Origin of the sequence: Modestobacter altitudinis, from assembly GCF_005930475.1 — a bacterium.
Lineage (GTDB): Bacteria > Actinomycetota > Actinomycetes > Mycobacteriales > Geodermatophilaceae > Modestobacter > Modestobacter altitudinis.
In genome coordinates this window covers 15,950-39,247 of record NZ_SJEW01000027.1, presented here as the reverse complement: position 1 = coordinate 39,247, position 23,298 = coordinate 15,950, and the positions used below count along the sequence as shown (strand labels likewise).

25 protein-coding genes are annotated in these 23,298 nt (G+C 75.7%); 2 read left to right on the top strand and 23 right to left on the bottom strand.

Annotation, left to right across the window (positions count from 1 at the left end; genetic code table 11):
* Nucleotides 1-144: 144 nt before the first annotated feature.
* Nucleotides 145-2,040, bottom strand: a complete 1,896-nt coding sequence (locus tag FHL79_RS12060) for a PucR family transcriptional regulator (protein ID WP_246080689.1) — start codon at nucleotides 2,038-2,040, stop codon at nucleotides 145-147.
* A gap of 327 nt (nucleotides 2,041-2,367) precedes the next feature.
* Between FHL79_RS12060 and FHL79_RS12055 the strand changes: the two genes are divergently transcribed.
* Nucleotides 2,368-3,375 (top strand): oxamate carbamoyltransferase subunit AllH family protein, encoded by a 1,008-nt coding sequence (locus FHL79_RS12055; protein WP_138758833.1) that lies wholly within the window; start codon nucleotides 2,368-2,370, stop codon nucleotides 3,373-3,375.
* 15 nt (nucleotides 3,376-3,390) lie between these two features.
* Here FHL79_RS12055 and FHL79_RS12050 read toward each other — a convergent pair whose 3' ends face one another.
* The 12 genes from FHL79_RS12050 to def form a co-directional block, all read right to left on the bottom strand.
* Nucleotides 3,391-3,807, bottom strand: coding sequence for an SSI family serine proteinase inhibitor (locus FHL79_RS12050; protein ID WP_171058136.1), 417 nt, complete (start codon nucleotides 3,805-3,807; stop codon nucleotides 3,391-3,393).
* A gap of 160 nt (nucleotides 3,808-3,967) precedes the next feature.
* Nucleotides 3,968-4,834, bottom strand: a complete 867-nt coding sequence (gene hisG, locus FHL79_RS12045) for an ATP phosphoribosyltransferase (protein WP_138758831.1) — start codon at nucleotides 4,832-4,834, stop codon at nucleotides 3,968-3,970.
* Between the two features lie 33 nt (nucleotides 4,835-4,867).
* Nucleotides 4,868-5,131, bottom strand: a complete 264-nt coding sequence (locus FHL79_RS12040) for a phosphoribosyl-ATP diphosphatase (protein WP_138758830.1) — start codon at nucleotides 5,129-5,131, stop codon at nucleotides 4,868-4,870.
* Nucleotides 5,128-5,637, bottom strand: a complete 510-nt coding sequence (gene ribH, locus FHL79_RS12035) for a 6,7-dimethyl-8-ribityllumazine synthase (RefSeq protein ID WP_138758829.1) — start codon at nucleotides 5,635-5,637, stop codon at nucleotides 5,128-5,130. Before ribH ends, FHL79_RS12040 begins: the two co-directional genes overlap by 4 nt.
* On the bottom strand, nucleotides 5,634-6,932 hold the full coding sequence (locus FHL79_RS12030) for a bifunctional 3,4-dihydroxy-2-butanone-4-phosphate synthase/GTP cyclohydrolase II (RefSeq protein ID WP_138758828.1): 1,299 nt from the start codon (nucleotides 6,930-6,932) through the stop codon (nucleotides 5,634-5,636). The genes ribH and FHL79_RS12030 overlap by 4 nt, the downstream gene beginning before the upstream one ends.
* Nucleotides 6,929-7,573 carry a riboflavin synthase gene (locus tag FHL79_RS12025; RefSeq protein ID WP_138758827.1) on the bottom strand — a complete coding sequence of 215 codons (645 nt, stop codon included), beginning with the start codon at nucleotides 7,571-7,573 and terminating at the stop codon, nucleotides 6,929-6,931. The genes FHL79_RS12030 and FHL79_RS12025 overlap by 4 nt, the downstream gene beginning before the upstream one ends.
* Nucleotide 7,574: 1 nt before the next feature.
* Nucleotides 7,575-8,630: a bifunctional diaminohydroxyphosphoribosylaminopyrimidine deaminase/5-amino-6-(5-phosphoribosylamino)uracil reductase RibD gene (gene ribD, locus FHL79_RS12020; protein ID WP_218938439.1), complete on the bottom strand. Its 1,056-nt coding sequence runs from the start codon at nucleotides 8,628-8,630 to the stop codon at nucleotides 7,575-7,577.
* Nucleotides 8,627-9,286, bottom strand: a complete 660-nt coding sequence (rpe, locus tag FHL79_RS12015; protein ID WP_246080687.1) for a ribulose-phosphate 3-epimerase — start codon at nucleotides 9,284-9,286, stop codon at nucleotides 8,627-8,629. Before rpe ends, ribD begins: the two co-directional genes overlap by 4 nt.
* Nucleotides 9,287-9,330: 44 nt before the next feature.
* Nucleotides 9,331-9,798 (bottom strand): hypothetical protein, encoded by a 468-nt coding sequence (locus FHL79_RS12010; protein ID WP_138758826.1) that lies wholly within the window; start codon nucleotides 9,796-9,798, stop codon nucleotides 9,331-9,333.
* A gap of 185 nt (nucleotides 9,799-9,983) precedes the next feature.
* Nucleotides 9,984-11,399, bottom strand: a complete 1,416-nt coding sequence (locus tag FHL79_RS12005; protein WP_138758825.1) for an RsmB/NOP family class I SAM-dependent RNA methyltransferase — start codon at nucleotides 11,397-11,399, stop codon at nucleotides 9,984-9,986.
* Nucleotides 11,396-12,328 carry a methionyl-tRNA formyltransferase gene (gene fmt, locus FHL79_RS12000; protein WP_218938442.1) on the bottom strand — a complete coding sequence of 311 codons (933 nt, stop codon included), beginning with the start codon at nucleotides 12,326-12,328 and terminating at the stop codon, nucleotides 11,396-11,398. The genes FHL79_RS12005 and fmt overlap by 4 nt, the downstream gene beginning before the upstream one ends.
* Nucleotides 12,329-12,333: 5 nt before the next feature.
* Nucleotides 12,334-12,891, bottom strand: coding sequence for a peptide deformylase (def, locus tag FHL79_RS11995; protein ID WP_026845064.1), 558 nt, complete (start codon nucleotides 12,889-12,891; stop codon nucleotides 12,334-12,336).
* A 60-nt stretch (nucleotides 12,892-12,951) separates the two neighbouring features.
* On the opposite strand from def, the gene FHL79_RS11990 reads away from it, so the two are divergent.
* Entirely contained in the window at nucleotides 12,952-13,446 is a 495-nt protein-coding gene (locus tag FHL79_RS11990; protein WP_138758824.1) for a hypothetical protein, read from the top strand.
* Between the two features lie 32 nt (nucleotides 13,447-13,478).
* Here the strand turns inward: FHL79_RS11990 and FHL79_RS11985 are convergent, their stop codons facing one another.
* The 10 genes from FHL79_RS11985 to FHL79_RS11940 form a co-directional block, all read right to left on the bottom strand.
* Nucleotides 13,479-14,027, bottom strand: coding sequence for a hypothetical protein (locus FHL79_RS11985; protein WP_138758823.1), 549 nt, complete (start codon nucleotides 14,025-14,027; stop codon nucleotides 13,479-13,481).
* A 108-nt stretch (nucleotides 14,028-14,135) separates the two neighbouring features.
* On the bottom strand, nucleotides 14,136-16,082 hold the full coding sequence (locus FHL79_RS11980; RefSeq protein WP_138758822.1) for a primosomal protein N': 1,947 nt from the start codon (nucleotides 16,080-16,082) through the stop codon (nucleotides 14,136-14,138).
* 56 nt (nucleotides 16,083-16,138) lie between these two features.
* Nucleotides 16,139-17,362: a methionine adenosyltransferase gene (gene metK, locus FHL79_RS11975; RefSeq protein ID WP_138758821.1), complete on the bottom strand. Its 1,224-nt coding sequence runs from the start codon at nucleotides 17,360-17,362 to the stop codon at nucleotides 16,139-16,141.
* Nucleotides 17,363-17,501: 139 nt separating this feature from the next.
* Entirely contained in the window at nucleotides 17,502-18,761 is a 1,260-nt protein-coding gene (gene coaBC, locus FHL79_RS11970; protein WP_500684520.1) for a bifunctional phosphopantothenoylcysteine decarboxylase/phosphopantothenate--cysteine ligase CoaBC, read from the bottom strand.
* Between the two features lie 93 nt (nucleotides 18,762-18,854).
* Nucleotides 18,855-19,118, bottom strand: a complete 264-nt coding sequence (gene rpoZ, locus FHL79_RS11965) for a DNA-directed RNA polymerase subunit omega (RefSeq protein ID WP_014741310.1) — start codon at nucleotides 19,116-19,118, stop codon at nucleotides 18,855-18,857.
* A gap of 84 nt (nucleotides 19,119-19,202) precedes the next feature.
* Nucleotides 19,203-19,778, bottom strand: coding sequence for a guanylate kinase (gene gmk / locus FHL79_RS11960; protein ID WP_138758819.1), 576 nt, complete (start codon nucleotides 19,776-19,778; stop codon nucleotides 19,203-19,205).
* 44 nt (nucleotides 19,779-19,822) lie between these two features.
* On the bottom strand, nucleotides 19,823-20,179 hold the full coding sequence (gene mihF, locus FHL79_RS11955; RefSeq protein WP_138758818.1) for an integration host factor, actinobacterial type: 357 nt from the start codon (nucleotides 20,177-20,179) through the stop codon (nucleotides 19,823-19,825).
* Nucleotides 20,180-20,488: 309 nt separating this feature from the next.
* Nucleotides 20,489-21,367: an orotidine-5'-phosphate decarboxylase gene (pyrF, locus tag FHL79_RS11950; RefSeq protein WP_138758817.1), complete on the bottom strand. Its 879-nt coding sequence runs from the start codon at nucleotides 21,365-21,367 to the stop codon at nucleotides 20,489-20,491.
* Nucleotides 21,368-21,440: 73 nt separating this feature from the next.
* Nucleotides 21,441-22,406, bottom strand: a complete 966-nt coding sequence (locus FHL79_RS11945) for a dihydroorotate dehydrogenase (protein WP_246080684.1) — start codon at nucleotides 22,404-22,406, stop codon at nucleotides 21,441-21,443.
* Entirely contained in the window at nucleotides 22,403-23,272 is an 870-nt protein-coding gene (locus tag FHL79_RS11940; protein WP_138758816.1) for an iron-sulfur cluster-binding protein, read from the bottom strand. Before FHL79_RS11940 ends, FHL79_RS11945 begins: the two co-directional genes overlap by 4 nt.
* Between the last annotated feature and the right edge of the window lie 26 nt (nucleotides 23,273-23,298).

The window sequence follows — 23,298 nt, the reverse complement described above, 5'->3', positions numbered from 1 at the left end:
TCGCACAGTGGCAGACCGGACGCGCCGACACCAGAGGCCTGGTGTCACGTTCCTGTTTCGTCCAGCGACGGGCTCCCGACCACGGCCTCGTCCCAGGGGCCCGCGGCGCGCGCAGCGTGGCGTGGGGAGGGACGAGGTCCTTCGTCAGACCAGGGACTCCAGGCCGTCGTCCAGCACCAGGGCCGCGATGCTCTCCACCGGTGGACGGTGCGGCTGGTCCAGCCCGCGCATGCGTGCCGCGTGCAGGGCGAGCAGCAGGTTCAGCCGTAGCGTGGGGTCGGTGGTGAAGGGCCCGAGCAGCCGCTCCAGCTTGCCGATCCGGTACCGCATCGTGTTGTAGTGGAAGTGCAGCCGGCGCGCGGACTCCGCGACGTTGAGGTTGGTCTCCAGCAGCACCCGCAGCGTGTCCCGCAGGTCGGTCGAGTCCGCGTCACCGGAGTCGGCCAACGGCCCGAGCACCTCGTCGACGTAGGAGCGCAGCTCGTTGCTGTCCGGGATCAGCGACAGCAGCCGGAACACCCCGAGCTGGTCAAAGTGGGTGACGGCGTGCCCGCCGTGGATCTCCTGGCCCACGACCAGCGCGCGCTGCGCCTGCTGGTAGGCCTCGGCCAGCGCGGACAGCGACTCCGCCGGGCGCCCGATGCCGGTGCCCAGCAACCGGCCGACCCGGCGCAGTCGCGCGTTGACCCGGGCGGTGACCGCGGCGACCAGGGCGGAGAGCTCCTCGGGGCTGCGCCCGTCCAGCGGCAGCACGGTGACGATCTCGGTCGCCAGCCCGGCCACCGCAGCGCCGGCCACCTCGGCGTCCACCGCGGCGCGCCAGCCGTCGGCGAGGCGGTCGAGCACGTCCAGGGCCCGGGTCGGGTCGGCGCTGGCATCGGCCACCGTCTCGGTGCCGCTCACCAGGACCACGACCGGTCCGTCCAGCCGCCAGCCGAAGGACCGGGTGTAGGCCAGGGTCCGCTCGGTGTGCCCGACGACGCCGCCGACCAGCCGGCGCACCAGGTCACCCTGGAAGCGCAGCTCGACCGAGTGCACGGCCTGCGAGCGGATCTCCGACAGCGCGGCGATGACAGCGGCCTGCTCGAGGACCGCCCCCGCACCCAGCAGCATCGGGCCGTGCCGGTTGACCGCGACCAGCCAGCCGTGCCGCTGCTCACCGGCCATGATCGGCGCGACGGCGTACTCGCCGGTACCGCCGGGCAGCTCGTGGTGCCCGGGGACGAGCAGGATGCCGTCAGCGGGCGACAGGTCGGCGTCGGCGAGCACGTCCGCCGGGGTGACCACGCTCTGGTCGGCCCGGTTGCCCGACAGCCGCCGGGACGGCGTCAGGTCGGCGAAGGCGTCGTCCGCCGCCGCGTCCAGCAGCCACAGCCAGTCACGGATCTCCGTGACCTCCTCCGGCGGTCCGGCGCTGAACGCGACCTCGCGGTCCGGCCCGAGCCCCAGCACCGCGGCGCCGGCGAGGATGGTGGACGCCTGGGCGGTCACCTCGGCCAGCCCCCCACCGGACAGCGCGACGTCGATGAACTGGTTGTGCATCCGGTTGGCGAGCGAGAGCGCCTGGGTCTGCTTGTCGATGATCGCGCCGAGCACCTCGGCCACGACCTCGTCGAGCCGGGTGCTGCTGGGCAGCGCGAGCACCGGGAAACCGCGGCGGTCGGCCTCGGCGAGGACCTCGGCCGGCATCTCCCCCGCCACGCTGGCCGCACCGACCTCCGAGCGGTAGGCCAGCGCGCCGTTGCCGCCGCGGTGCAACCGCTCGATGAGCGCCCGGCTCTGCGCCGGGTCCGCCTGCGGCAACCGGCCGGCCAGCACGACCAGCACGTCCGGGCCGGCCCCGGCCAGCGGCTGCGCCGGGTCGTCGACGGCGACGTGCCGCACGATCCGCCGGGTGCCCGTGGCGCCGCCGACGACGATCGAGCCCTCGAGGCCGGGGAGCTCCAGCAGCTGGTCGACGGTCAGCCCCATGCTGTCCTGCAGGGTGCTCCGGTCCGCCGGGGCGACCTGCGACAGCACCGGTTCCGCGGACGCTGACACGGTACTGAAAGTAGCTGCTCGATCGCTCTGAGCGGCGTAGATCACGGATGCCTCACGTTCAGTCACTGTACGTACCCCCAAAACACCGCGCACGAGACATCTGCGCGAGATTCTGTCAGACGTCTCTGGACGGCAGTAGCCGAGCTTGGCGAGAATCGCCATACAGGCATCGGGGACGCGCCACCTAGGTTCGTTGCCCGGGACCTGTGCCGGCTCGGATGGTAGGCCGCCTGTGTTCCCGCGGGTCGGTCGACCACCGTCCGGCGGAGAGGACCGGGACGGGGTCAGCCCGAGAAGGGCTCCGTCGACCGCACGGGTGGAGGGCACATGCGCACCTACGAGAGCACCGGCGGACAGACGGCCGCGGGTACCCAGCAGACCACGACCCACGGCACTCCGCACTCCGGGCGGGCGTCGCGGGCGGGTGTACCCACGATCCACCTGCCACACACGACGGAGCGGCACGGATCGGGCCCCGGCCGGGCTTCCGTGCCCGCCCAGGCCAGCACCGGCATCGCCGAACTGCTCCGTGGCCCCGTCCGGTCGGCCCGGGTGCTGCTCAGCGTCCCGGCCGCGGTGTACCTCACGGTGCAGACGCCCGCAGGTCCCGACGTCGTCGGCGTGCTGACCTCCGACGCGGCCCGGCTGCCGCTGGGCTGCGTGCTGTTCCGGCCCTCGAACGGGCGGCCACTGGTGTCGGTGCCCAGTGGCGCACCCGCGCAGGTGGGCGGTGGCCGGCTGGTCGTCGGCGACCTGACGGTGAGCGCCGCGTCCTGGTGGGACCCCCGGCCCAAGCTGCCCACCGCGCAGCCGGCGCTGCTGCCCGAGGGCGTGCGCCAGTTGCGCGCGGCGCTCTACGGCGAGGGCGTGCCGCACAGCGCGTTCGTGCTGCCCGGCTTGCCCAGCGGCCCCAGCGGCCCGCTCGCAGCGCTGCGGGGCGCGGTTCGCCGCGCCGACCTCGACGCCGCGCTGCGCACCGCCACCCGGCTCGTCGGGCTCGGCCCCGGGCTGACCCCGGCCGGCGACGACGTGCTGGCCGGGACCACCGCCGGCCTGGTGCTGCTCGGCCATCCGGCGGCCGAGCGCTTCGGCGCCGGGGTGACCGCGCTGGCCGCCGGCCGGACCACCGAGCTCTCCCGGGCACTGCTGCGGCACGCCGCGGCCGGTCGGGTCAGTGGCGAGTTCGCCGCGGTGCTCCGCGGACTGGTCGGCGACGGGGCGCTCGCCCCGGCGATCCGGGCGCTGCTGGCGACCGGTTCGACCAGCGGCCGGGCTCTCGGGCTGGGGCTGTGCACCGCCATCGACCTGGTGGACCGCACCACCCGCCCGCGCTGACCGCAGCGGCCCGGGTCAGCCGCCCGGGCCGGGGAGCAGCGGGCCCAGGGAGGCCCACTGCGCCAGCTGGCAGCCGTTGGTGCGGGCGAGCAGCAGGTCGACGTCGTCCCCGGCCCACCGGCCGGTGACGTGCGCGGTCTGCGGCCCGCCGTACTGCTGGCTGCACACCTGGTCGCCGGGGATGGCCGCGAAGGGGTCGGCCAGGCCCTGCAGGTGGGCACAGGTCCCGGCCGGGTCCGGCAGGTCGCCGGTCACCGGCTCGGCGCAGCTCAGCGTGTAGCGCTCGGGCTGCGCACCCTCCCCGCGGTCCAGGACGACGACCAGCTCCCCGGTCGCCGGCGCGGTGGACGACGGAGCCGACGACGGCCCCGCGGCGGTGCCGCCGTCCGACCCGCAGGCGGAGAGCAGCACGGTCAGCGCGCCGAGGACCACGGCCGCCGGGATGCCCGGTGACGTGCGGGAACGGTGCTCCAGGGCCCCGCCGGCCCCCGTGCAGGGTCCCGCCGCGAGCCTGCGAGTGGCGGGGGGCACGGCGGCCCCCGTGCAGGGTCCCGCCGCGAGCCTGCGAGTGGCGGGGGGCACGGGGGTCCTTTCAGATGCGGGAGGCGGCGATGCTGGTGACCAGGATCGCCCGCGCGCCGAGCTCCCACAGCTCGTCCATCACCCGGTTGGTGTCGTCCTTGAGCACCATGGCGCGCACGGCGGACCAGTTCTCGGTCTGCAGCGGGCTGACCGTCGGCCCCTCGAGACCGGGGGTGATGGCGGTGGCCTGGGCCAGGATCTCGTCCGGGCAGTCGTAGTCGAGCATCACGTAGCGCCGGGCGACCAGGACGCCCTGCAGCCGGCGGCGCAGCTGGGCGACGGCGGGGACGTCCTCGGCACCAGCCCGGCGGACCAGCACCGCCTCGCTGGCCAGCACCGGGTCGCCGATGATCCGCAGGCCGGCGGCGCGCAGCGTCGTCCCGGTCTCCACGACGTCGCAGACCGCGTCGGCGACACCGAGCCGGCAGGCGGTCTCCACCGCGCCGTCCAGCTTGACCACCGAGGCCTTCATGCCCGTCTCGTCCAGGAAGCGCTGCAGCAGCCCCGGGTAGGCGGTGGCGATCCGCCTGCCCTCGAGCTTGGCGACCTCGTCGACCGGGGAGTCGGCCGGGCTGGCGAAGCGGAAGGACGAGCGGCCGAAGCCCAGCGGCATGACCTCGGCGGCGACCGTGCCCTCGCCGTCGGTCCGCGTGGTCTCCAGCAGCATGTCGCGCCCGGTGATCCCGACGTCCAGGGTGCCGGCGGCGACGTAGACGGCGATGTCCCGCGGCCGGAGGTAGAAGAACTCGGTGTCGTTCTCCGGGTCGTACACCGCCAGCTCGCTGGTGGTGCGGCGCTGCCGGTACCCGCTCTCGGCGAGCATCGCCGCCGCGGGTTCGCTCAGGACGCCCTTGTTCGGGACGGCGACGCGCAGCACGAGGGAGCTCCTAGCGGGGGTTGCGGGCGGTAATCACAGGTGAGCGTAGACGTCGTCCAGCGACAGCCCACGCGTCAGCATCAGCACCTGGACCCGGTAGAGGAGCTGGCTGATCTCCTCCGCCGTCCGGCCGGCGTCCTCGAACTCGGCGGCCATCCAGGACTCGGCGGCCTCCTCGACGACCTTCTTGCCGGCGGCGTGCACGCCGTCCCGCACGGCGGTGACCGTGCCCGAGGTGGGGTCGCCGGCCGCCACCTTGCCGCTCAGCTCGGTGAAGAGCTCGTCGAAGGACTTCACGCCTGCGCCACGCCGAAGCCGGTGCTCTGCCGGGGGGTGCGCAGGTCGCGCAGGACCAGCGCGGTCTGCAGCGCGGCGGCGGTCGCCTCCCAGCCCTTGTCCTCGGCCGAGTCGTCCATGCCGGCCCGGTCGCGGGCCTGCTGCTCTCCCTCGGTGGTGAGCACGCCGTTGCCCACCGGCTTGCCCGAGTCCAGCGCGACGCGGGTCAGCCCGGCGGTGAAGGAGTCGCAGACGTACTCGAAGTGCGGGGTCCCGCCGCGCACCACGACGCCGAGGGCGACGACGGCGTCGTGGGTGGCGGCCAGCGCCTGGGCGACCACGGGCAGCTCGAGGGCGCCGGGCACCCGGACGACGGTCGGCGTGGGAACGCCCGAGGCCTCGGCGCAGGCCACGGCCCGGCGCAGCAGCGACTCGGTGATCTCCGCGTGCCAGGTGGTGGCCACGATGCCCAGGGTCAGGCCCGCGCCGTCGACCGGCTGCTGGGCGGGCGCTCCGGAGCCGCTCATGCGGGCTGCTCGTTCTGGCGCATCGGGACGTCGCTCCCCTCGGCGGCCGCGGGGCCGTCCGGTTCGATGATCTCCAACAGGTGTCCCATCCGGTCCCGCTTGGTGCGCAGGTAGCCGACGTTGTCCGCCGTCACGTGCGTGGGCAGCGAGACCCGGCCGGTGATCTTGAGACCGTAGCCCTCCAGCCCGGCACGCTTGGCCGGGTTGTTGGTCAGCAGCCGCATGGTGTGCACGCCGAGGTCGACCAGGATCTGCGCGCCGGTGCCGTAGTCGCGGGCGTCGGCGGGCAGGCCGAGGTCGAGGTTGGCGTCGACGGTGTCCACGCCGGTGTCCTGCAGCTGGTAGGCCTGCAGCTTGTGGAGCAGGCCGATCCCCCGGCCCTCGTGCCCGCGGATGTAGAGGACGACGCCGCGGCCCTCGTGCGCGACGGCGGCCAGCGCGGCGTCCAGCTGGGGGCCGCAGTCGCAGCGCAGCGAGCCGAACACGTCCCCGGTCAGGCACTCGGAGTGCACCCGGACCAGGACGTCGGCACCGTCGGCGATGTCGCCGTACACGAAGGCGACGTGCTCGCGCTCGTCGTAGGAGCTGCGGTAGCCCACGGCGGTGAACTCCCCCGCCCGCAGCGGCACCCGGGCCTCGGCCACCCGCTCGACCAGCTTGTCGAAGCGCTTGCGGTAGGCGATCAGGTCGGCGATCGACACCATCACCAGGTCGTGCTCGTCGGCGAAGACGCGCAGTTCCTCGCCCCGCGCCATGCCGATCGGGTCCTTCTCGCTGACGATCTCGCACAGCGTCCCGGAGGGACGCAGGCCGGCCAGGACGGCGAGGTCGACGGCGGCCTCGGTGTGACCCGGGCGGCGGAGCACCCCGCCGTCCTTGGCGCGCAGCGGCACGATGTGGCCGGGGCGGGCCAGGTCGGCGGCGTCGGTCTCGGCCGAGGCGAGAGTGCGGATGGTGAGTGCCCGGTCCGACGCCGAGATGCCGGTGGTCACGCCCTCCCGGGCGTCCACGGTCACGGTGTAGGCGGTGCCGCGGCGGTCCTGGTTCACCCGGAACATCGGTGGCAGGTCCAGCCGGTCGGCGTCCTCCTCGGTGACGGCGACGCAGATGTAGCCCGAGGTGTAGCGGACCATGAAGGCCACCAGCTCGGGGGTGGCGAGCTCGGAGGCGAAGATCAGGTCGCCCTCGTTCTCACGGTCCTCGTCGTCGATGACCACGACGGGGCGGCCGCTCTTGATCGCCGCGATGGCGCTCTCCACGGAGTCCAGGAGGAACCCGCTCTGCACCTCGGTCACCGGCGTGCTCCCAACAGTCGCTCGACGTACTTCGCGATCACGTCCACCTCCAGGTTGACGGTGTCACCGGGAGCGCGCTCGCCCAGGGTGGTCTCACGCAGCGTGGTGGGGATCAGGCTGACCTCGAACCACGGCTCCGGGTCTGGGTCCGTCGGCCCGTCCCCGCCCAGACCGCTCACCGTCAGTGAGACGCCGTCGACGGTGATCGAGCCCTTCTCCACCACGTAGCGGGCCAGGTCGGCCGGGACGGCGATCCGCACGACCTCCCAGTCGTCGCCGGGCGTGCGGGACACCACGGTGCCCACCCCGTCGACGTGGCCCTGCACGATGTGGCCGCCCAGCCGGGTCTGCGGGGTGACGGCGCGCTCGAGGTTGACCGGGTCACCGGCCTGCACGGCGCCCAGGCTGCTGCGCCGCAGCGTCTCGGCCATGACGTCGGTGCTCCAGACGCTCGCCCCGTCGGTGGCGCCCGGATCGGGCTGCACACCGGTGACGGTGAGGCAGACGCCGTTGACCGCGATCGAGTCGCCCAGCGCGACCCCCTCCAGCGCCTTGCGAGCCCGGATGCGCAGCACGGCGCTGTCCGCGCCGTCCTCGCGCACGACCAGGCTGCCGACCTCTTCCACGATCCCGGTGAACACCTCAGCTCCCTCCGCCGGTCGTCCCTGGTCCCCCAGTGTGCCGGGTGGACCGCAACCGGATCTGCACGTCCCCGCCCAGGCGGGTGACATCGGTGACGTGCAGGTGCAGCGCGGAGCTGATCGTGCTGATTCCCAGGTCCCCCACCAGCGAGGCGCCGGCGCCCAGCAGCTGCGGTGCGACGTGCACCACGGCCTCGTCGACCAGGCCCGCGGCGAGAAAGGCGGCGGCCAGCGTGGGACCGCCCTCGAGCAGCACCCGGCGGACGTCGCGGTCGTGGAGCTCGGCGAGCAGGGCGGCGGGGTCCGGCGCGCGGCTGACCAGGGTCGGGGCGGCGTCGTCGTGCACCCGGGCGGTGGCCGGCACCCGGCCGCGGCGGTCGAGGACCACCCGCAGTGGCTGGCGCTCGACGTTGCGGCCGTCGGCGTCGCGGACGGTGAGCTGCGGGTCGTCGGCCAGCGCCGTCCCGGAGCCGACCAGCACGGCGTCGCAGCCGGACCGCAGCCGGTGCACCTCGGCCCGGGCCTCGGGTCCGGTGATCCACCGGCTGGAGCCGTCGGCCGCGGCGACCCGGCCGTCGAGGGTGCTGGCCACCTTCCACACCACGTGCGGCCGGTGCTCGGTGACGCCGGTGAGCCAGGCGGCGAGCGCACCGACCTCCGCCTCGGCCTGCTCGACGCCGAGCTCGACGTCGATGCCGGCCGCGCGCAGCCGGGTGGCCCCGCCACCGGCGAGCCGGGTCGGCTCGGGGACGGCGACGACCACCCGGGCGACCCCGGCGGCGACCAGGGCGTCGGCGCAGGGCCCGGTGCGGCCGGTGTGCGCGCAGGGCTCGAGGGTGACCACGGCGGTGCCGCCGCGGGCGCGCTCGCCGGCCTGCGCCAGTGCCTGCACCTCCGCGTGCGGTCCACCCGGGGGCGACGTGGCACCCTCCCCCACCACGGTGCCGGCGGCGTCGAGCAGCACCGCACCGACCGGCGGGTTGGGGCTCGTGGTGCCCAGCACCCGGAGCCCGAGCTCGCGGGCCCGGGCCATCGCCGCCTGCTCGGCGGGGGTCACCGGGCGGCCAGTGCCCGCAGTCCGGCGATCGCCGCGGCCGGGTCCTCGGCGCCGTAGACGGCCGACCCCGCCACGAAGACGTCGGCCCCGGCCTCGGCGGCCTCGGCGATCGTGTCGGCGTTGATGCCGCCGTCGACCTCGAGGAAGAGCCGCAGGTGACCGGTCTGCACCAGCCGGCGGGCCTCCCGGACCTTCGGGAGCACCTCGGGCCGGAAGGACTGGCCACCGAAGCCGGGTTCGACGGTCATCACCAGCAGGGTGTCGAACTCCGGCAGCACGTCGAGGTAGGTCTCCAGCGGGGTGCCCGGCTTGAGCGCCAGCCCGGCGAGGGCCCCGGCGGCCCTGAGGTCGCGCGCCACGGCGCGCGGGTCCGTGCACGCCTCGGCGTGCACCGTGACGTTGCGCGCGCCGGCCTCGGCGTAGCCCGGGGCCCAGCGCTCGGGGTCGGTGATCATCAGGTGGCAGTCCAGCGGCACCGGGCTGACCCGCTGGATCGCCTGCACGACCGGCAGGCCCAGGGTCAGGTTGGGCACGAAGTGGGCGTCCATGACGTCGACGTGCACCCAGTCGGCGGCGGCGATCCGCTGGACCTCGTCGGCGAGCCGGGCGAAGTCCGCGGACAGCAGGCTGGGCGCGATCATGGGTTCCCGGGGCACGGGGAGATCGTAGGTGGCCCGTGCCCGCCACCCCGTCGAGCGCGTCAGCCCGCGCGGACGACGGCCCGCTCGCGCGCGGCCGCCCACAGCAGCCGGCTGATCTGCTCCTCGTGGGGGTCGGTGACCTGGTCCCCGTTGAGGTGCCGCCGCCGGTGGGACAGCGACGCCGTCACCCCGATCCACGGGGTGTGCAGCTCGGCCGGGTACCAGGCCACCTGGCTGCCGAAGACCCCGTGCAACCGGCGCCGCTGCGCGGACCGGGCGATGACGACGGTCGGCGCCCCCGCCGGCCGCTGGCGCAGCAGCCAGCGCAGGGCGGCCAGGCCCTCGGCGTGGTGGACGTAGACGTCGCAGATCGAGATGACCGCGGGCTGGTCGTCCAGCGCCCGCACCGCGAGGCCGACCAGGTCGCTCAGCGCCCCGGCGTCCCCGCGCAGGTCGCCGTGGGCGGCCACCACCACGACACCGTCGCGGTGGCGCACCTCCACGGTGAACCCGTCCGCCATCGCCACCCCCGGTCCGCGGCCCGCGCCGACTGCTGGGCGGGCTCGTTGCATCGGCGGGCGGGGGTCCCGGCAAACCTGCCTGCGGGGACCCGGGCGGGAGGCGTGACTCGGCGCGCGCGCTCGACTGCGCTGCGTCCGCGCGCGGGACCGGACGTGGTCGCCGGCGACCCGCAGGCGGTGGAAGTCCTGGCTCAGGCCCTCCGGCGCAGCAGGGCCATGAACATCGCGTCGGTGCCGTGCCGGTGCGGCCAGAGCTGCGCAGAAGCCCCGCGCGCCAGCCCGGGCACCTCGGGGAACAGCGGCGCCACGGGCAGCACCTCGACGTCGTCGCGCGCCGCGGCCGCCGCCACGACGTCCACGGTCTCGGCGTCGTGCGGCGAGCAGGTCACGTAGGCCACCACTCCCCCGGGCCGCACCGAGGCCAGCGCGCTGTCCAGCAACCGGCGCTGCAGGTCGGCCAGCGGCGCGACGTCGGCCGCGGTGCGCCGCCAGCGCACCTCGGGCCGGCGGCGCAAGGCACCGAGCCCGGTGCAGGGCGCGTCGAGCAGCACCCGGTCGAAGGAGCCCGCGGGCCAGCTCGGCTCGGTGCCGTCGGCGACCAGCACCTCGACGTCGTCCTCCCCGGTGAGGGAGTTGCGCACGAGCTCGGCACGGTGCTCGCTGCGGTCGGCGGCGGTGAGCCGCACCCCCGCCGGGCGGACGGCGGCCAGCAGCCCGGCCTTGCCGCCGGGGCCGGCGCACATGTCGAGCCAGGCGGCGTCCGGCCCCTCCAGCGGCGCGCGGACCAGCGCGAGCGCGGCGAGCTGGCTGCCCTCGTCCTGCACCGCCGCGGTCCCGGACCGGACGGCGGCCAGCTTGCCGGGGTCACCGCTGGGCAGCCGCACCGCGTAGGGCGACCACGGACCGGGCTCCCCGCCCGAGGCGGTGGCCAGCTCGTCGCGGTCGACGTGCCGGGCGACCAGGTGGACCTCGGGTGCGGCGTCGTCGGCGAGCAGCGCTGCCTCGACCTCGGCTGGGTCGTCCAGCGCCTCCCGCCAGGCCTCGACGATCCAGCGCGGGTGGTCGGTGCTCAGCGACAGCCGTGCGTCCTCGTCGGCCGGGGCGAGCCGCTCCAGCCAGGCGGCCCGGTCGCCGCCCGCGGCCACCTTCCGCAGCACCGCGTTCACCAGGCCCGAGGCACCGGTGCCGACGATCGCCCGGGTGAGCGCCACCGTGGTGTCGACCGCAGCGTGCGCCGGGACCCGCAGGTCGATGAGCTGGTAGGCGCCCAGCCGCAGCAGGTCCAGCACCTTGGGGTCCAGCTCGGCCAGCGGCCGGGAGACCAGGGTGGTGAGCACGGCGTCCAGGGTGCCGGTGGCCCGCAGCGCGCCGTAGGCGAGCTGGGTGGCGAAGGCGGCGTCGCGCGGCTCCAGCCGGCGCTCGCGCAGCAGCTGGGGCAGCAGCAGGTTGGCGTAGGCGTCCCGGCTGGAGACGCCGTCGAGCACGTCGTAGGCGGTGAGCCGGGCACCGTCCAGGACCGGCCGGTGCCGCCGGGACTGCGGCCGCTGGTTGCCGGTGCCGGGGTCGTTGCGCCGCTTGGAACCGGCGCGCCGGGCCGGGCCGGTCATGCGACCACCTGCTCGCCCAGTCGCTCGCCGGCCTCGGGCCGCGCACCGCGGGCCCAGTCGAGGGCGGGCAGCATCCGCTTGCCCGCCGGCTGGACCTCGGTCAGCCGCACCGCGCCCCGCCCGGTGCCCACCAGCACCCCGGTCGGGCCGACCGACAGCTCGCCCGGCTCCAGCGACAGCGAGGACGACAGCGGCTCGACCGGTGCCAGCCGCAGCCGGTCGCCGCGCCAGGTGGTCCAGGCACCGGGCGCCGGGGTGACCCCGCGGACCCGGCGGTCGACCACGTGGGCCGGCAGCGTCCAGTCGACCCGCGCGTCCGCCGTCCCGATCCGCGGTGCGAGGCTCACCCCCTCGGCCGGCTGGGGCTCGGCGCGCAGCGATCCGTCGGCGATGCCGTCGAGCGTGGCGACGAGCAGTCCGGCGCCGCTGACCGCGAGCCGGTCGAGCAGGTCGCCGGCGGTGTCCCGGGCACCGATCGGCTCGGTGACGACGCCGAAGACCGGGCCGGTGTCCAGGCCGGCCTCCAGTTGGAACGTCGCCGCGCCGGTGACCTCGTCACCGGCCATGACCGCGTGCTGCACCGGGGCAGCACCGCGCCAGGCGGGCAGCAGGGAGAAGTGCAGGTTGACCCAGCCGTGCCGGGGCAGGTCCAGCGCGGCCGGGGGCACCAGCGCGCCGTAGGCCACCACCGGGGCGCAGTCGACGGCGAGGTCGCGCAGGGCCTCCAGGAACTCCGGCTCGCGGGGGGACCGCGGCTGGAGCACGGGGATGCCGGCGGCGTCGGCCCGCTCGGCCACCGGGGAGCGGCTGGTCCGCCGGCCCCGACCGGCTGGTGCGTCGGGCCGGGTGAGGACGGCGACCACCTCGTGGTCCGACCCGAGCAGCGCGTCCAGCGCCACCACGGCCGGGGCGGGGGTGCCGGCGAACAGGAGCCTCAGTGGGGGCTCACCTTCACGACCGGCGCCGGGAGGGGCGAGCCGTCGGGCAGGTAGGCCTGCTCCCCCTGCCACGGAGCACCCTGCAGCACCGACAGCGCCGCCTCGCGGGCCTCGGCGTCCAGCCGGTCGACGAACAGCACGCCGTCGAGGTGGTCGGTCTCGTGCTGGATCGCGCGGGCCAGCTTGTGCGAGCCCTCGACCCGGATGGGCTCGCCGTGCATGTTCCAGCCGGTGGCGGCCACGTAGAGGTGCCGACGGCAGTCGAAGCGGAAGCCGGGGATCGACAGGCAGCCCTCGGCGTCCTCCTCGGTCTCCTCGCCCACCGGCGTGACGTCGGGGTTGACCAGGTGACCGACCTCGCCGTCGACGTACCAGGTGAAGACGCGCAGGCCGACGCCGATCTGGGGCGCGGCGATGCCCGCCCCGCCGGCGGCGTGCATGGTGTCGGTCAGGTCGGCGACGAGCTGGCGCAGCTCCGCGTCGAAGTCGACGACGGGGGCGGCCGGGGTGCGCAGCACCGGGTCGCCCATGATCCGGATGGGGGTGACGCTCACCGGACGATCGTAGGTGCCGCGCCGCGCGCCTCCGCAGGGCGACGTCGCTACGGTTCTCCGGTGACCCCGTTCACGGCCCATCACGCCCGCGCCCTGGTGAGCAGCACGGTCGACGGCCTGTCGGTCGGACTGGCCGAGGCGGCCCTCGACCACCCGGCCCGATCGCCCGCCCGCCGGCGGCTGTACCTGGCCGCCGGTGCCGCCGCGACCCTCGACGCCGCGGTCCAGGAGCTGCCCACGCTCCGGCTCGCGGTGCGCGGGGTGGAACCAGAGCCGGTGAGCCCCGGCGAGCTGGCGAACTGGCTGGACCAGGGGCTGGTCACCGGCGCCTGGGGACTGGCGGTCACCGTGGCCGACGGGCCGCTGGCCCGGCTGCTGCGGGAGCGCGGCGCGCGGCGCCCGCACCTGCTGCTCGGGGTGGCCGTCGGCCTGGCCACCGCTGTCTCGACGCTGCCGGCCCGCTGGCGGCAGGCCACCATGCGCGCCCTCACCGACCGCGGGACGGCGACGCTGGACGACGAGCTCGCGGCGTTGCTGGACTCACCGACCAACTGAGCCGGATCCGTCGAGGAGGACGGGTTGGTCCGTCAGGACAGCTGGAGGTCCGCTCGGTCGACCTCGACGTGCTGGCCCTGCGCGACCAGCTGGGCTGCTCCCCCGGCGTCGTCCACGCCGGCTGCCGCGGCGAAGCCGGCGTCGTGCGCGACGACCGTGCCGGTGAGGTCGACCAGGTCCCCCTGACGCACCGGGTCCGGGGACCCGCCGGCCGGGCCGGTCAGCTGGACCCAGAGCCGCTGACTGGTCGAGCGGCCGATCCAGAAGCCCTCGTCGGCCGGGACCGAGAGCACCTGCACCGCAGTCCCGGTGACGGTCTGGCCGGAGACCCGGGACAGGACGACGGTGGGGTCGGCTGGGGCCGCGGGGTCGAGCACGGCCGTGCCGTCGGCGGCGACGAGACTGCTGGGCCGTCCGCTCGCTCGGGACACCGACGTGGACGCCGGCGGGGCGCTGCCCGCCGGGGTGGTCGCGCCGGCGCCCGCCGCGGAGCCCCCGGCGGGCTCTTCGCCGCCGCAGCGGGCCAGCAGCAGGAGCAGCAGGACCACGGCCAGCACCAGGCCGGCGACCAGGAGGGCCAAGCTCCTCCGGCGACCCGTCGGCTCGCCGTCGACCCGCGTCGCGCCGGCTGCCCGCATGCCGTCCGGCTACCCGAGCGGTTTACGTTGTAAACCGCCCAGGTCAGCCGGTTAGGCCAGCTCGAGCGGGTCCAGCTGCACGCGGACGTGCTCGGGTGCCTTCTTCGCACTGCGGACCCCTTGCACCTCGTGCAGCGCCCGGGCCAGCGCCACCCCGTCGCTGCGCCGCACCCGCACCAGGTACCGCTCGCGCTCGCCCTCCTGCCCCGGGCGCGGCGGCTCGGGCACCGGCCCGAGGACGTCGGCCCCCTCGGGCAGCCGCAACGCCGCCAGGAACTCGGCGAGCGCCGCCGGCGACGCCGACAGCGAGGCCATCCGGGTGACCGGCGGGAAGCCCAGCTCCCGCCGGTCGGCCAGCTCCCGCGTGGCCAGCCCGGCCGGGTCCCAGCGCACCAGGGCCTGCACCACCGGGTGGGCGGCGTCGGCGGCGACCACCACCTGACCGCCGGGGCGGACCAGCGCGGCCGCGTTCATCCAGCGGCGCATCGTCTCCTCCCCCGCCCGCAGGTCGGCGCGGCCGAGCAGCGCCCAGGAGTCCAGCAGCAGGGCGGCGCCGTAGCCGCCCTCGGCGACCGGCTCGGCCCCCGGGGTGGCGACGACGATCGCCGCGCCGCCGGGGACCGTGGCCAGCACCCCGGAGGTCCGGCCGGACACCCGCACGGCGGCGCCCGGGAACGCCCGGCCCAGCTCCTCCGCGGTGCGGGAGGCGCCGATGACGGCGGCCCGGAGCTTGGTGCCGTGGCAGTGCGGGCAGTCGAAGGTCGCCGCCGGCCGCGCGCACCAGCGGCACGCGGCGATCCGCACCCCGCCGGCCCCGGGCGACGGCGCGATCCCGAGCGGTCCGGCGCAGTGCGCGCAGCGGGCCGGCGCCCGGCAGCGGTCGCAGACCAGCGAGGGGACGTAGCCGGACCGGGGCACCTGGATCAGCACCGGCGTCCCGTCGGCCAGCGCCCGGCGGGCGGCGGCGAACCCGAGGGTGGGCAGCCGGGCGGACCGCGCGCCCGGGTCCCGGGCGAGCTCGAAGTCGCTGCCCAGCGCCTCCACCCGGGGCGCGGCCGCCCGCAGCGTGGCGCGGTCGGCGACCAGCTCGTGCGCCCAGCCGGACTCCACCAGCAGCGCGGCCTCGGCGGTGCGGGCGGTGCCGGCGACCACGGCGGCGCAGGACGCCAGGTGCGCCCGGTGCACCAGCACGTCCCGGGCGTGCGGGTAGGGGGCGCGCGGTTCGGCGTGCAGATCGTCGCCGTCGTCCCAGATCACCACCAGGCCGAGGTCGCGGACCGGCGCGAACACCGCCCCGCGGGTGCCCAGCACGACCTGCGCGGTGCCCCGGGAGGCCGACAGGAAGCGCCCGTAGCGGGTGTCGGGGGCGGCGTCGGCGCGCAGCACCGCGACCGACCCGGCCGGCAGCAGCCGCTCGGCCGCGGCGGCCAGCCGGTCCAGGTCCTTGCCGTCGGGGACGACGACCAGCGCCCCCCGGCCACCGGACAGCGCCGCCTGGGCCAGCTCGGCCAGCCGGGTGGGCCAGTCCTCCCCCGGCAGCGCGGTCCACACCGCCCGGGCGGGATGCCCCCCGGCGACGGCGCCGAGCAGCTCAGGGCCGGTCGGGTAGCGGGCGAACCCCGCCGGGTCGGGAGCCGCCGGCGGCGGGGGCGGGTCGAGCCGCTGCTTCTTCTCCGGCGCGCCCCGGCGGGGCGGCAGGGCCAGCCGCAGCACGTCGGTCATCGACCCGGCGTAGCGGTCGGCGACCGACCGGGCCAGCTCGGCGACCTCGGGGGTGAGGACCGGCTCGGCGGAGACCACCTTGGCCAGCGGAGCGAGCTTGCCGGTGTGGTCGGTGCTGCCGGCCAGCTCGACGACGACGCCGTCCACCAGCTTGCCGGCGAACCGCACCCGGACGCGGCAGCCGGCCACCACCTGCTCGGCCAGCTCGTCCGGGACCGCGTAGTCGAAGGGCCGGTCCAGGTGCGCCAGGGGCACGTCGACGACGACCCGGGCCACTCGAGTCGTTCGGGTCCCCGGGTCGTCGGTCGCGAGCTCCTGCTGACTCAGCGCCGTCAGGCCCCCACGGCGTCGCGCAGCACGTCGACGCGGTCGAGCCGCTCCCAGGGCAGCTCGACGTCGGTGCGGCCGAAGTGGCCGTAGGCCGCGGTCGGCGCGTAGATGGGGCGGAGCAGGTCCAGGTCGCGCACGATCGCGCCGGGGCGCAGGTCGAACACCGAGCTGATCGCCTTCTCCAGCTGCTCCTCGGGCACCGTGTTGGTGCCGAAGGTCTCCACGAACAACCCGACCGGGTGGGCCGCGCCGATCGCGTAGGCGACCTGCACCTCGCAGCGGCGCGCCAGGCCCGCCGCGACGACGTTCTTGGCGACCCAGCGCATCGCGTAGGCGCCGGACCGGTCGACCTTGGAGGGGTCCTTGCCGGAGAAGGCGCCGCCGCCGTGCCGGGCCATACCGCCGTAGGTGTCAACGATGATCTTGCGGCCGGTCAGCCCGGCGTCGCCCATCGGGCCGCCGATGACGAACTTGCCGGTCGGGTTCACCAGCAGCCGGTAGCCGGTGGTGGGCAGGCCGAGCGCGGCCAGCTCCGGCTCCACGACGAGCTCCTGCACGTCGGGGGCGAGCAGGGTGTCGATCGAGATGTCCTCGGCGTGCTGGCTGGAGACCACCACGGTGTCGACCGCGACCGGGCGGTCGTCCTCGTACACGACGGTGGCCTGGACCTTGCCGTCCGGGCGCAGGTAGGGCACGGACCCGTCCTTGCGCACCGCCGACAGCCGGCGCGCCAGCCGGTGGGCCAGCGCGATCGGCAGCGGCATCAGCTCGGGCGTCTCGTCGGAGGCGTAGCCGAACATCAGGCCCTGGTCCCCGGCGCCCTGCCGCTCGATCAGGTCGTCGACGACCGCCGCGCGGTGCTCGTCGTCGCTGAGGCCGGCGGTGCGCGCCTCGTAGGCGGTGTCGACGCCCTGGGCGATGTCCGGGGACTGCGCGCCGAGGGAGACGCTGACGCCGCAGGAGGCGCCGTCGAAGCCCTTGCGCGAGGAGTCGTAGCCGATGGCGAGGATCGTCCGGCGGACGATGTCGGCGATGTCCACGTAGCCGGAGGTGGTGACCTCACCGGCGATGTGCACCTGGCCGGTGGTGATGAGGGTCTCGACGGCCACCCGGCTGCGGGGGTCCTGCTCGAGCATCGCGTCCAGGATCGAGTCGCTGATCTGGTCGGCGATCTTGTCGGGGTGGCCCTCGGTCACCGACTCGGAGGTGAAGAGACGGCGTGGCACTCGGTTCTCCCTGCGATCGGCGGCCGCACGCGGTGGTCGCGTCCGGTTGATGGGTGGCCCCGTCGGCTGAGGTTACCGGCGCTGACCGGCAGGCGTCCGGCGCGGCCGAGCGGTGTGGACGGGCGGTGCGGTGGGGCGGTCAGCCCGAACCGGTGGGGTCTGCGGTGACCGCGTCCCAGATGCCCGCCGCGACGACGTCCTTGGGAGCTGCCGGGACGGGCGTGACGGTGCCGTCGGCGGCGAGCACCGTGACCTCGTTGTCGGCGCGGCCGAAGACCTGCCCGGCCGAGACGTCGTTGACCACGAGCAGGTCGACGCCCTTGCGGGCCAGCTTGGCGCGGGCGTGGGCGAGCACGTCGCCCTCGGCGTCGCCGGTCTCGGCAGCGAAGCCGACGACCCGCTGCCCGGCCCGGCGGGCGGCCACCAGCTCGACGAGGACGTCGGGGTTGCGGACCAGGTCGACCGACGTCGGCTCGCCCGCGCTGCCCTTCTTGAGCTTGCTGGCGGCGACCGTGCCGGGGCGGAAGTCGGCGACCGCGGCGGCCATCACGACCACGTCGGCCGCCGCGGCCTCGGTGTGCACGGCGGTCCGCAGCTCCTCGGCGGAGCCGACCGGGACGACGCGCACCCCGAACGGCGCCGGCGCCTCCACGTTCGCGGCGACCAGCACGACCTCGGCGCCGCGGGCGGCGGCGACCCGGGCCAGTGCCCAGCCCTGCATGCCCGAGGAGCGGTTGCCCAGGAAGCGCACCGGGTCCAGCGGCTCGCGGGTGCCGCCGGCGCTGATGACGACCCGGCGGCCGGCGAGGTCCTGCCGCAGCGCCGGGGCACCGGCGGTGAGGACCACCTCGGCCAGCGCGGCGACGTCCGCGGGTTCGGGCAGCCGGCCGGGACCGGAGTCCGGGCCGGTGAGCCGGCCGACGGCGGGCGGCAGCACGACCGCGCCGCGGCGGCGGAGGGTGGCGACGTTGTCCTGGGTGGCCGGGTGCAGCCACATCTCGGTGTGCATGGCGGGCACGAACACGACCGGGCAGTGCGCGGTGAGCAGGGTGGCGGTGAGCAGGTCGTCGGCCCGGCCGGCGGCGGCGCGGGCGAGCAGGTCGGCGGTGGCCGGGTTGACCAGGACCAGGTCGGCCATCTGCCCGATCCGCACGTGTGCCACCTCGGGGACGTCGTCCCAGACCTCGGTGGCGACGGGGTTGCCGCTCAGCGCCTCGAACGTCGCCGCGCCGACGAAGCGCAGCGCGGACGCGGTGGGCACCACCCGCACGTCGTGGCCGCGCTCGGTGAGGGCGCGCAGCAGCAGCGCGGACTTGTACGCGGCCACGCCGCCGCCGACGCCCAGCACGATCCTGCTCATGCGGTCATCCTCCCGTGCACATGACAGCGCCCCCGGCACCAGGTGCCGGAGGCGTCATCACAACGAGCTGGAACGGCCACCCTTCAGGGGCCCGCGCCGAGCCTGCGAGGCGTGGGGGGAAGGGTGGTCCTCTCAGTTCTCGCCGGCGGTGTGGGTCAGCAGGCCCTCGTTGATCTCGCGCAGGGCGATCGAGAGCGGCTTCTCCTGGGGCGCGGTGTCGACCAGCGGGCCGACGTACTCCAGCAGGCCCTCGGAGAGCTGGCTGTAGTAGGCGTTGATCTGACGCGCGCGCTTGGCGGCGTAGATGACCAGCCCGTACTTGCTGCTGGTGCGCTCGAGCAGCTCGTCGATGGGCGGGTTGGTGATGCCCTCAGGGGCGGGTGCGACTCCGGACACGGGCGGGCGTGCTCCTCAACTCGGTGTGCGGGCGGGCGGCGGATGTGCTCCGCACGGTCGCCTCGGGTGCGCCCTCGGCAGCGGTCAGGGACCAGCGGGCGGAGGCGCAGTCAGCAAGCCTACCAACTCGTCGGCAGCTCTGGCCACGTCGTCGTTGACGACGATCACGTCGAACTCCCCGGCGGCGTCCAGCTCGGCCTGCGCGAGGGCCAGCCGGCGCTCCTGGACCTCCGGGTGCTCGGTGCCCCGGCCGGCCAGCCGGCTGACCAGCTCGCCCCACGACGGCGGGGCCAGGAAGACCAGCTGGGCCTCCGGTGCCCGCTCCCGGACCTGCCGCGCTCCCTGCAGTTCGATCTCCAGCAGCGCCGGGGACCCCGCGGTCAGCTGCTCCTCCACCGGCCCCTTCGGGGTGCCGTACCGGTTGCCGGCGAACTCGGCCCACTCCAGGAGGCCGTCGTGGGCGATCAGCCAGTCGAAGTGCTCGTCGTCGACGAACCAGTAGTGCTCGCCGTCCACCTCACCGGGCCGCGGGTTGCGGGTGGTGACCGACACCGACACCCAGACCGCGGGGTGCCGGCGCCGGACCTCGGCGACGACCGTGCCCTTGCCGACCCCGGAGGGACCCGACAGGACCGTCAGACGGGCCTGCGGACGGGCCACTGCGGGCGTCCTCGCGGCGGGTGTCGGTCGGGACAGCGACGTGCTCAGACGAGGCCCTCGGCCGGGACCTGGTCGGGCTGCACCTGCTCGCCGGCGAACTCGGCCTCGAGCGCCTTGCGCTGGTTCGCGCCCAGCCCCCGGACGCGACGGGTCGGCGAGATCTCCAGTCGCTCCATGATCTTGGCCGCGCGGGCCTTGCCGACGCCCGGGAGCGACTCCAGGACGGCGGAGACGCGCATCTTGCCGATGACCTCATCGGTCTCGCCCTGCTTGAGGACGTCGCCGACCGTGGTGCCCTTGCTCTTGAGCTTCTCGCGGAGCTCAGCACGCGCCTTGCGGGCCGCAGCGGCCTTCTCCAGGGCTGCGGCGCGCTGTTCGGGGGACAACTCGGGAAGGGGCACGGAGCAACCCAATCGTGTTCATGCCGGTGGTGGTACCCGGCGGTGTTCTTCGGTCTGGGGCACTGCTGCCGAACGGCTCGTTTGCGAACCTGGCGTCAACCTAGTCACCTCGAACGGGCTGGTCACCCGGTACCCCGCTGTCTCAGCCGTCGATGCGTGTGCTCACCCTCCCGGACGGCGGACCGTACGGTGCCGTAACCACAGCATCACCGCTGGTCAGCGAGCCGTCCCCTACCCGCCACCTCCCCGTCACCCGGCCGTCACCCAGCGTCCACAGCGCGGGTGTCACCGCCCAGCAGCCAGCCCGCCTCACGCGGTGAGCTCGGCCGTCCAGCGGTCGGCGGCAGCACGCAGCGCGGCGACGTCCGGCCCGGCCCGGAGCACGTCCCGGGAGACGGTGGGGACGACGGCGCGGCCGGCACCGAACAGCCTGCGGAGGTCGGCGACCGACCCGCCCTGCGCGCCCAGCCCCGGGGCGAGCACCGGGCCGCCCAGCCCGTCGAGCTCGACGTCCAGCTCGGGGAGGGTGGCACCGACCACGACGCCGAAGGACCCGGTGGAGGGGCCCCAACGCCCAGCGACGTCCCGGACGGCGCCGATGTCGGGCAGCGGGTCGCCCACCACCCACGCCGGGGTGTTCCAGCCGCGCACGGTGTCGACCACGGCCTGGGCGACGGTCCGCTCCCCCACCAGGGCGTGCTGGAAGGTGCCGGCGTCGGGGTTCGACGTCCGCGCGAGCAGGAACAACCCGCCGCCGGTGAGCCGTGCGGTGTCCACGGCCGGCTGCAGCGACCCCGGGCCCAGGTAGGGGCTGACCGTCAGCGCGTCGACCGCCAGCGGGTGCTCCGGGCGCAGGTAGTCGGCGTAGGCGTCCATCGTCGAGCCGATGTCACCGCGCTTGGCGTCCAGCAGGACGAGGGCCCCGGCGGCGCGGGCGCGCGCCACGGCGTCCTCCAGCACGGCCAGCCCCCGGGAGCCGTGCCGCTCGTAGAACGCCAGCTGCGGCTTCAGGACGGCGACCTGCCCGGCCAGGGCGTCGACGACGGCGTCGGTGAACCGGGCCAGACCGTCAGGGCTGTCCGGCAGCCCCCAGTCGGCCAGCAGCGGCACGTGCGGGTCGATGCCCACGCACAGCGGGCCGCGGGCGGCGACGGCGTCGGCCAGCCGCTCGCCGAACGGGGCGTTCACTCGTCCTCCTCGCTGGCGCTCGTCGGCCTCGCGACCGCCGTTGCTGTGCTCCTGGACGACCTCGCGAGCTCGGTCATCGGTGCGCGTACCCGACGGCGTCGGAGAGCGTCCCGAAGCCGCGGGCGGCCAGCGCCTCGGCGAGCTCGGCGTGGACCCGGGCCGGGGCGGAGGGGTCGTGGAAGACCGCCGTCCCGACCGACACGGCGCTGGCGCCGGCGAGCACGAACTGCAGGGCGTCCAGGCCGCTGCGGATGCCGCCCATGCCGAGGACGGGCACCTCGGGCAGCGCCTGGTGCACCTGCCAGACGCACCGCAGCGCGACCGGGCGGATCGCCGGGCCGGACAGCCCGCCGGTGACCCCGCCCAGCACCGGGCGCATGGTGTCGGGGTCGATGACCAGCCCGAGCAGGGTGTTGATCATCGACAGCCCGTCGGCACCGGCGGCGGTGACCGACCGTGCGATCGAGACGATGTCGGTGACGTCGGGGCTGAGCTTGGCGAAGACCGGCTGGGCCGGGTCCGCCGCCTCCCGCACCGCGGCCACCACGTCGGCGGCGGCGACGGGGTCGCAGGCGAAGACCTCGCCGCGGCTCTCGACGTTCGGGCAGGAGATGTTGACCTCCAGGCCCAGCACGCCGGGCACGCCGCGCAGCCGGCCCGCCAGCTCGGCGAAGTGCTCGACCCGGGTGCCGGCGATGGAGACGAACGCCCGGGCGCCGCGCCGGGCCAGCCAGGGCAGCTCGTCGGCGAGCAGGCCGTCGATGCCCGGCCCCTGCAGGCCGATGGAGTTGAGCATCCCGCTGGGCGTCTCGGCCATCCGCGGGGTGGGGCGGCCCGAGCGCGGCTGCAGCTGGACCGACTTGGTGACCACCGCGCCGAGCGCGCCGAGGTCGACGAAGGGCTCGAGCTCCTGACCGAACGCCGAGCACCCCGAGGCGGTGAGCACCGGGCTCGGGATCGGCGCGAACGCCAGCGCCGTCCCCATGTCGACGTCCGGTTCGCCTTTGTGGCCACTGTGGCGGGCTTGGACGACGGTCATGCCGGCAGCACCCCCATCGCGGCGGCGCCGACGACGTCGGCGGTCAGCGTGCCGACGTCGGCGAACCTGACCCGGTCGCCACCGAACACCGGCCCCTCGGTGCAGGACCGGCTGAACCGGGTGCGCCCGTCGGCGCCGACGACCGGCAGCACGCACGTCATGCAGACCCCGATCCCGCAGGCCATCGACTCCTCCACCGCGACGTAGGACGGCACCCCGGCCGCGGTGGCCAGCTCTGCGACCGCGCGGAGCATCCCCATCGGCCCGCAGGCGTAGACGACGCCGACCTCGCCGACCAGCTCGGCGACGGCGTCGGTGACCCAGCCTCGGCGGCCGGCGCTGCCGTCGTCGGTCAGCACGGTCACGTCGGCCAGCGCGGTGAGCTCGTCGACCGAGCAGAGCCGGTCGGCCGAGGCGGCGCCGGTGACGGCGGCGACGTCCGAGCCGCGCTCGCGCAGCGCCGCCGCGAGCCCGACCAGCGCGGCCGCGCCGTAGCCCCCGCCGACCAGCAGCGCAGGCGTGCCGGGCTCCGGGAGCGGGAACGGGCGGCCCAGCGGGCCGACGACGTCCACGGTGGCGCCCGGCTGCTGCCCGGCCAACCAGGTCGACCCGGGTCCGTGCGGGGCGACCACGACGGTCAGCCGCCCCTCGCCGGTGCCGGCGATCGCGATCGAGCGGCGCAGCAGCATCGCCGACTCCCGGCCGCCGACGGCGAACGCGACGAACTGCCCAGGCACCGCGCGGGCGGCCACCTCCGGAGCGTCGAAGGTGAGCTCCACGTACGCGCCGACCGGCCGGCGGCCGACCACCTCGACCACCCGCTGCACCGGCGCGCTCGGCGCCCGCGGCGCCGGCTCGGTCAGCAAGGGGCCATGGTGGCCGACATGGCCCC

Bases quoted from the DNA above. Each gene is read 5' to 3' on its own strand.
- FHL79_RS12055 (WP_138758833.1), top strand. From the start codon at position 2,368: ATGCGCACCTACGAGAGCACCGGCGGACAGACGGCCGCGGGTACCCAG.
- ribH (WP_138758829.1), bottom strand. From the start codon at position 5,637: ATGAGCGGCTCCGGAGCGCCCGCCCAGCAGCCGGTCGACGGCGCGGGC.
- FHL79_RS12005 (WP_138758825.1), bottom strand. From the start codon at position 11,399: ATGACCGGCCCGGCCCGGCGCGCCGGTTCCAAGCGGCGCAACGACCCC.
- FHL79_RS11945 (WP_246080684.1), bottom strand. From the start codon at position 22,406: ATGACCGTCGTCCAAGCCCGCCACAGTGGCCACAAAGGCGAACCGGAC.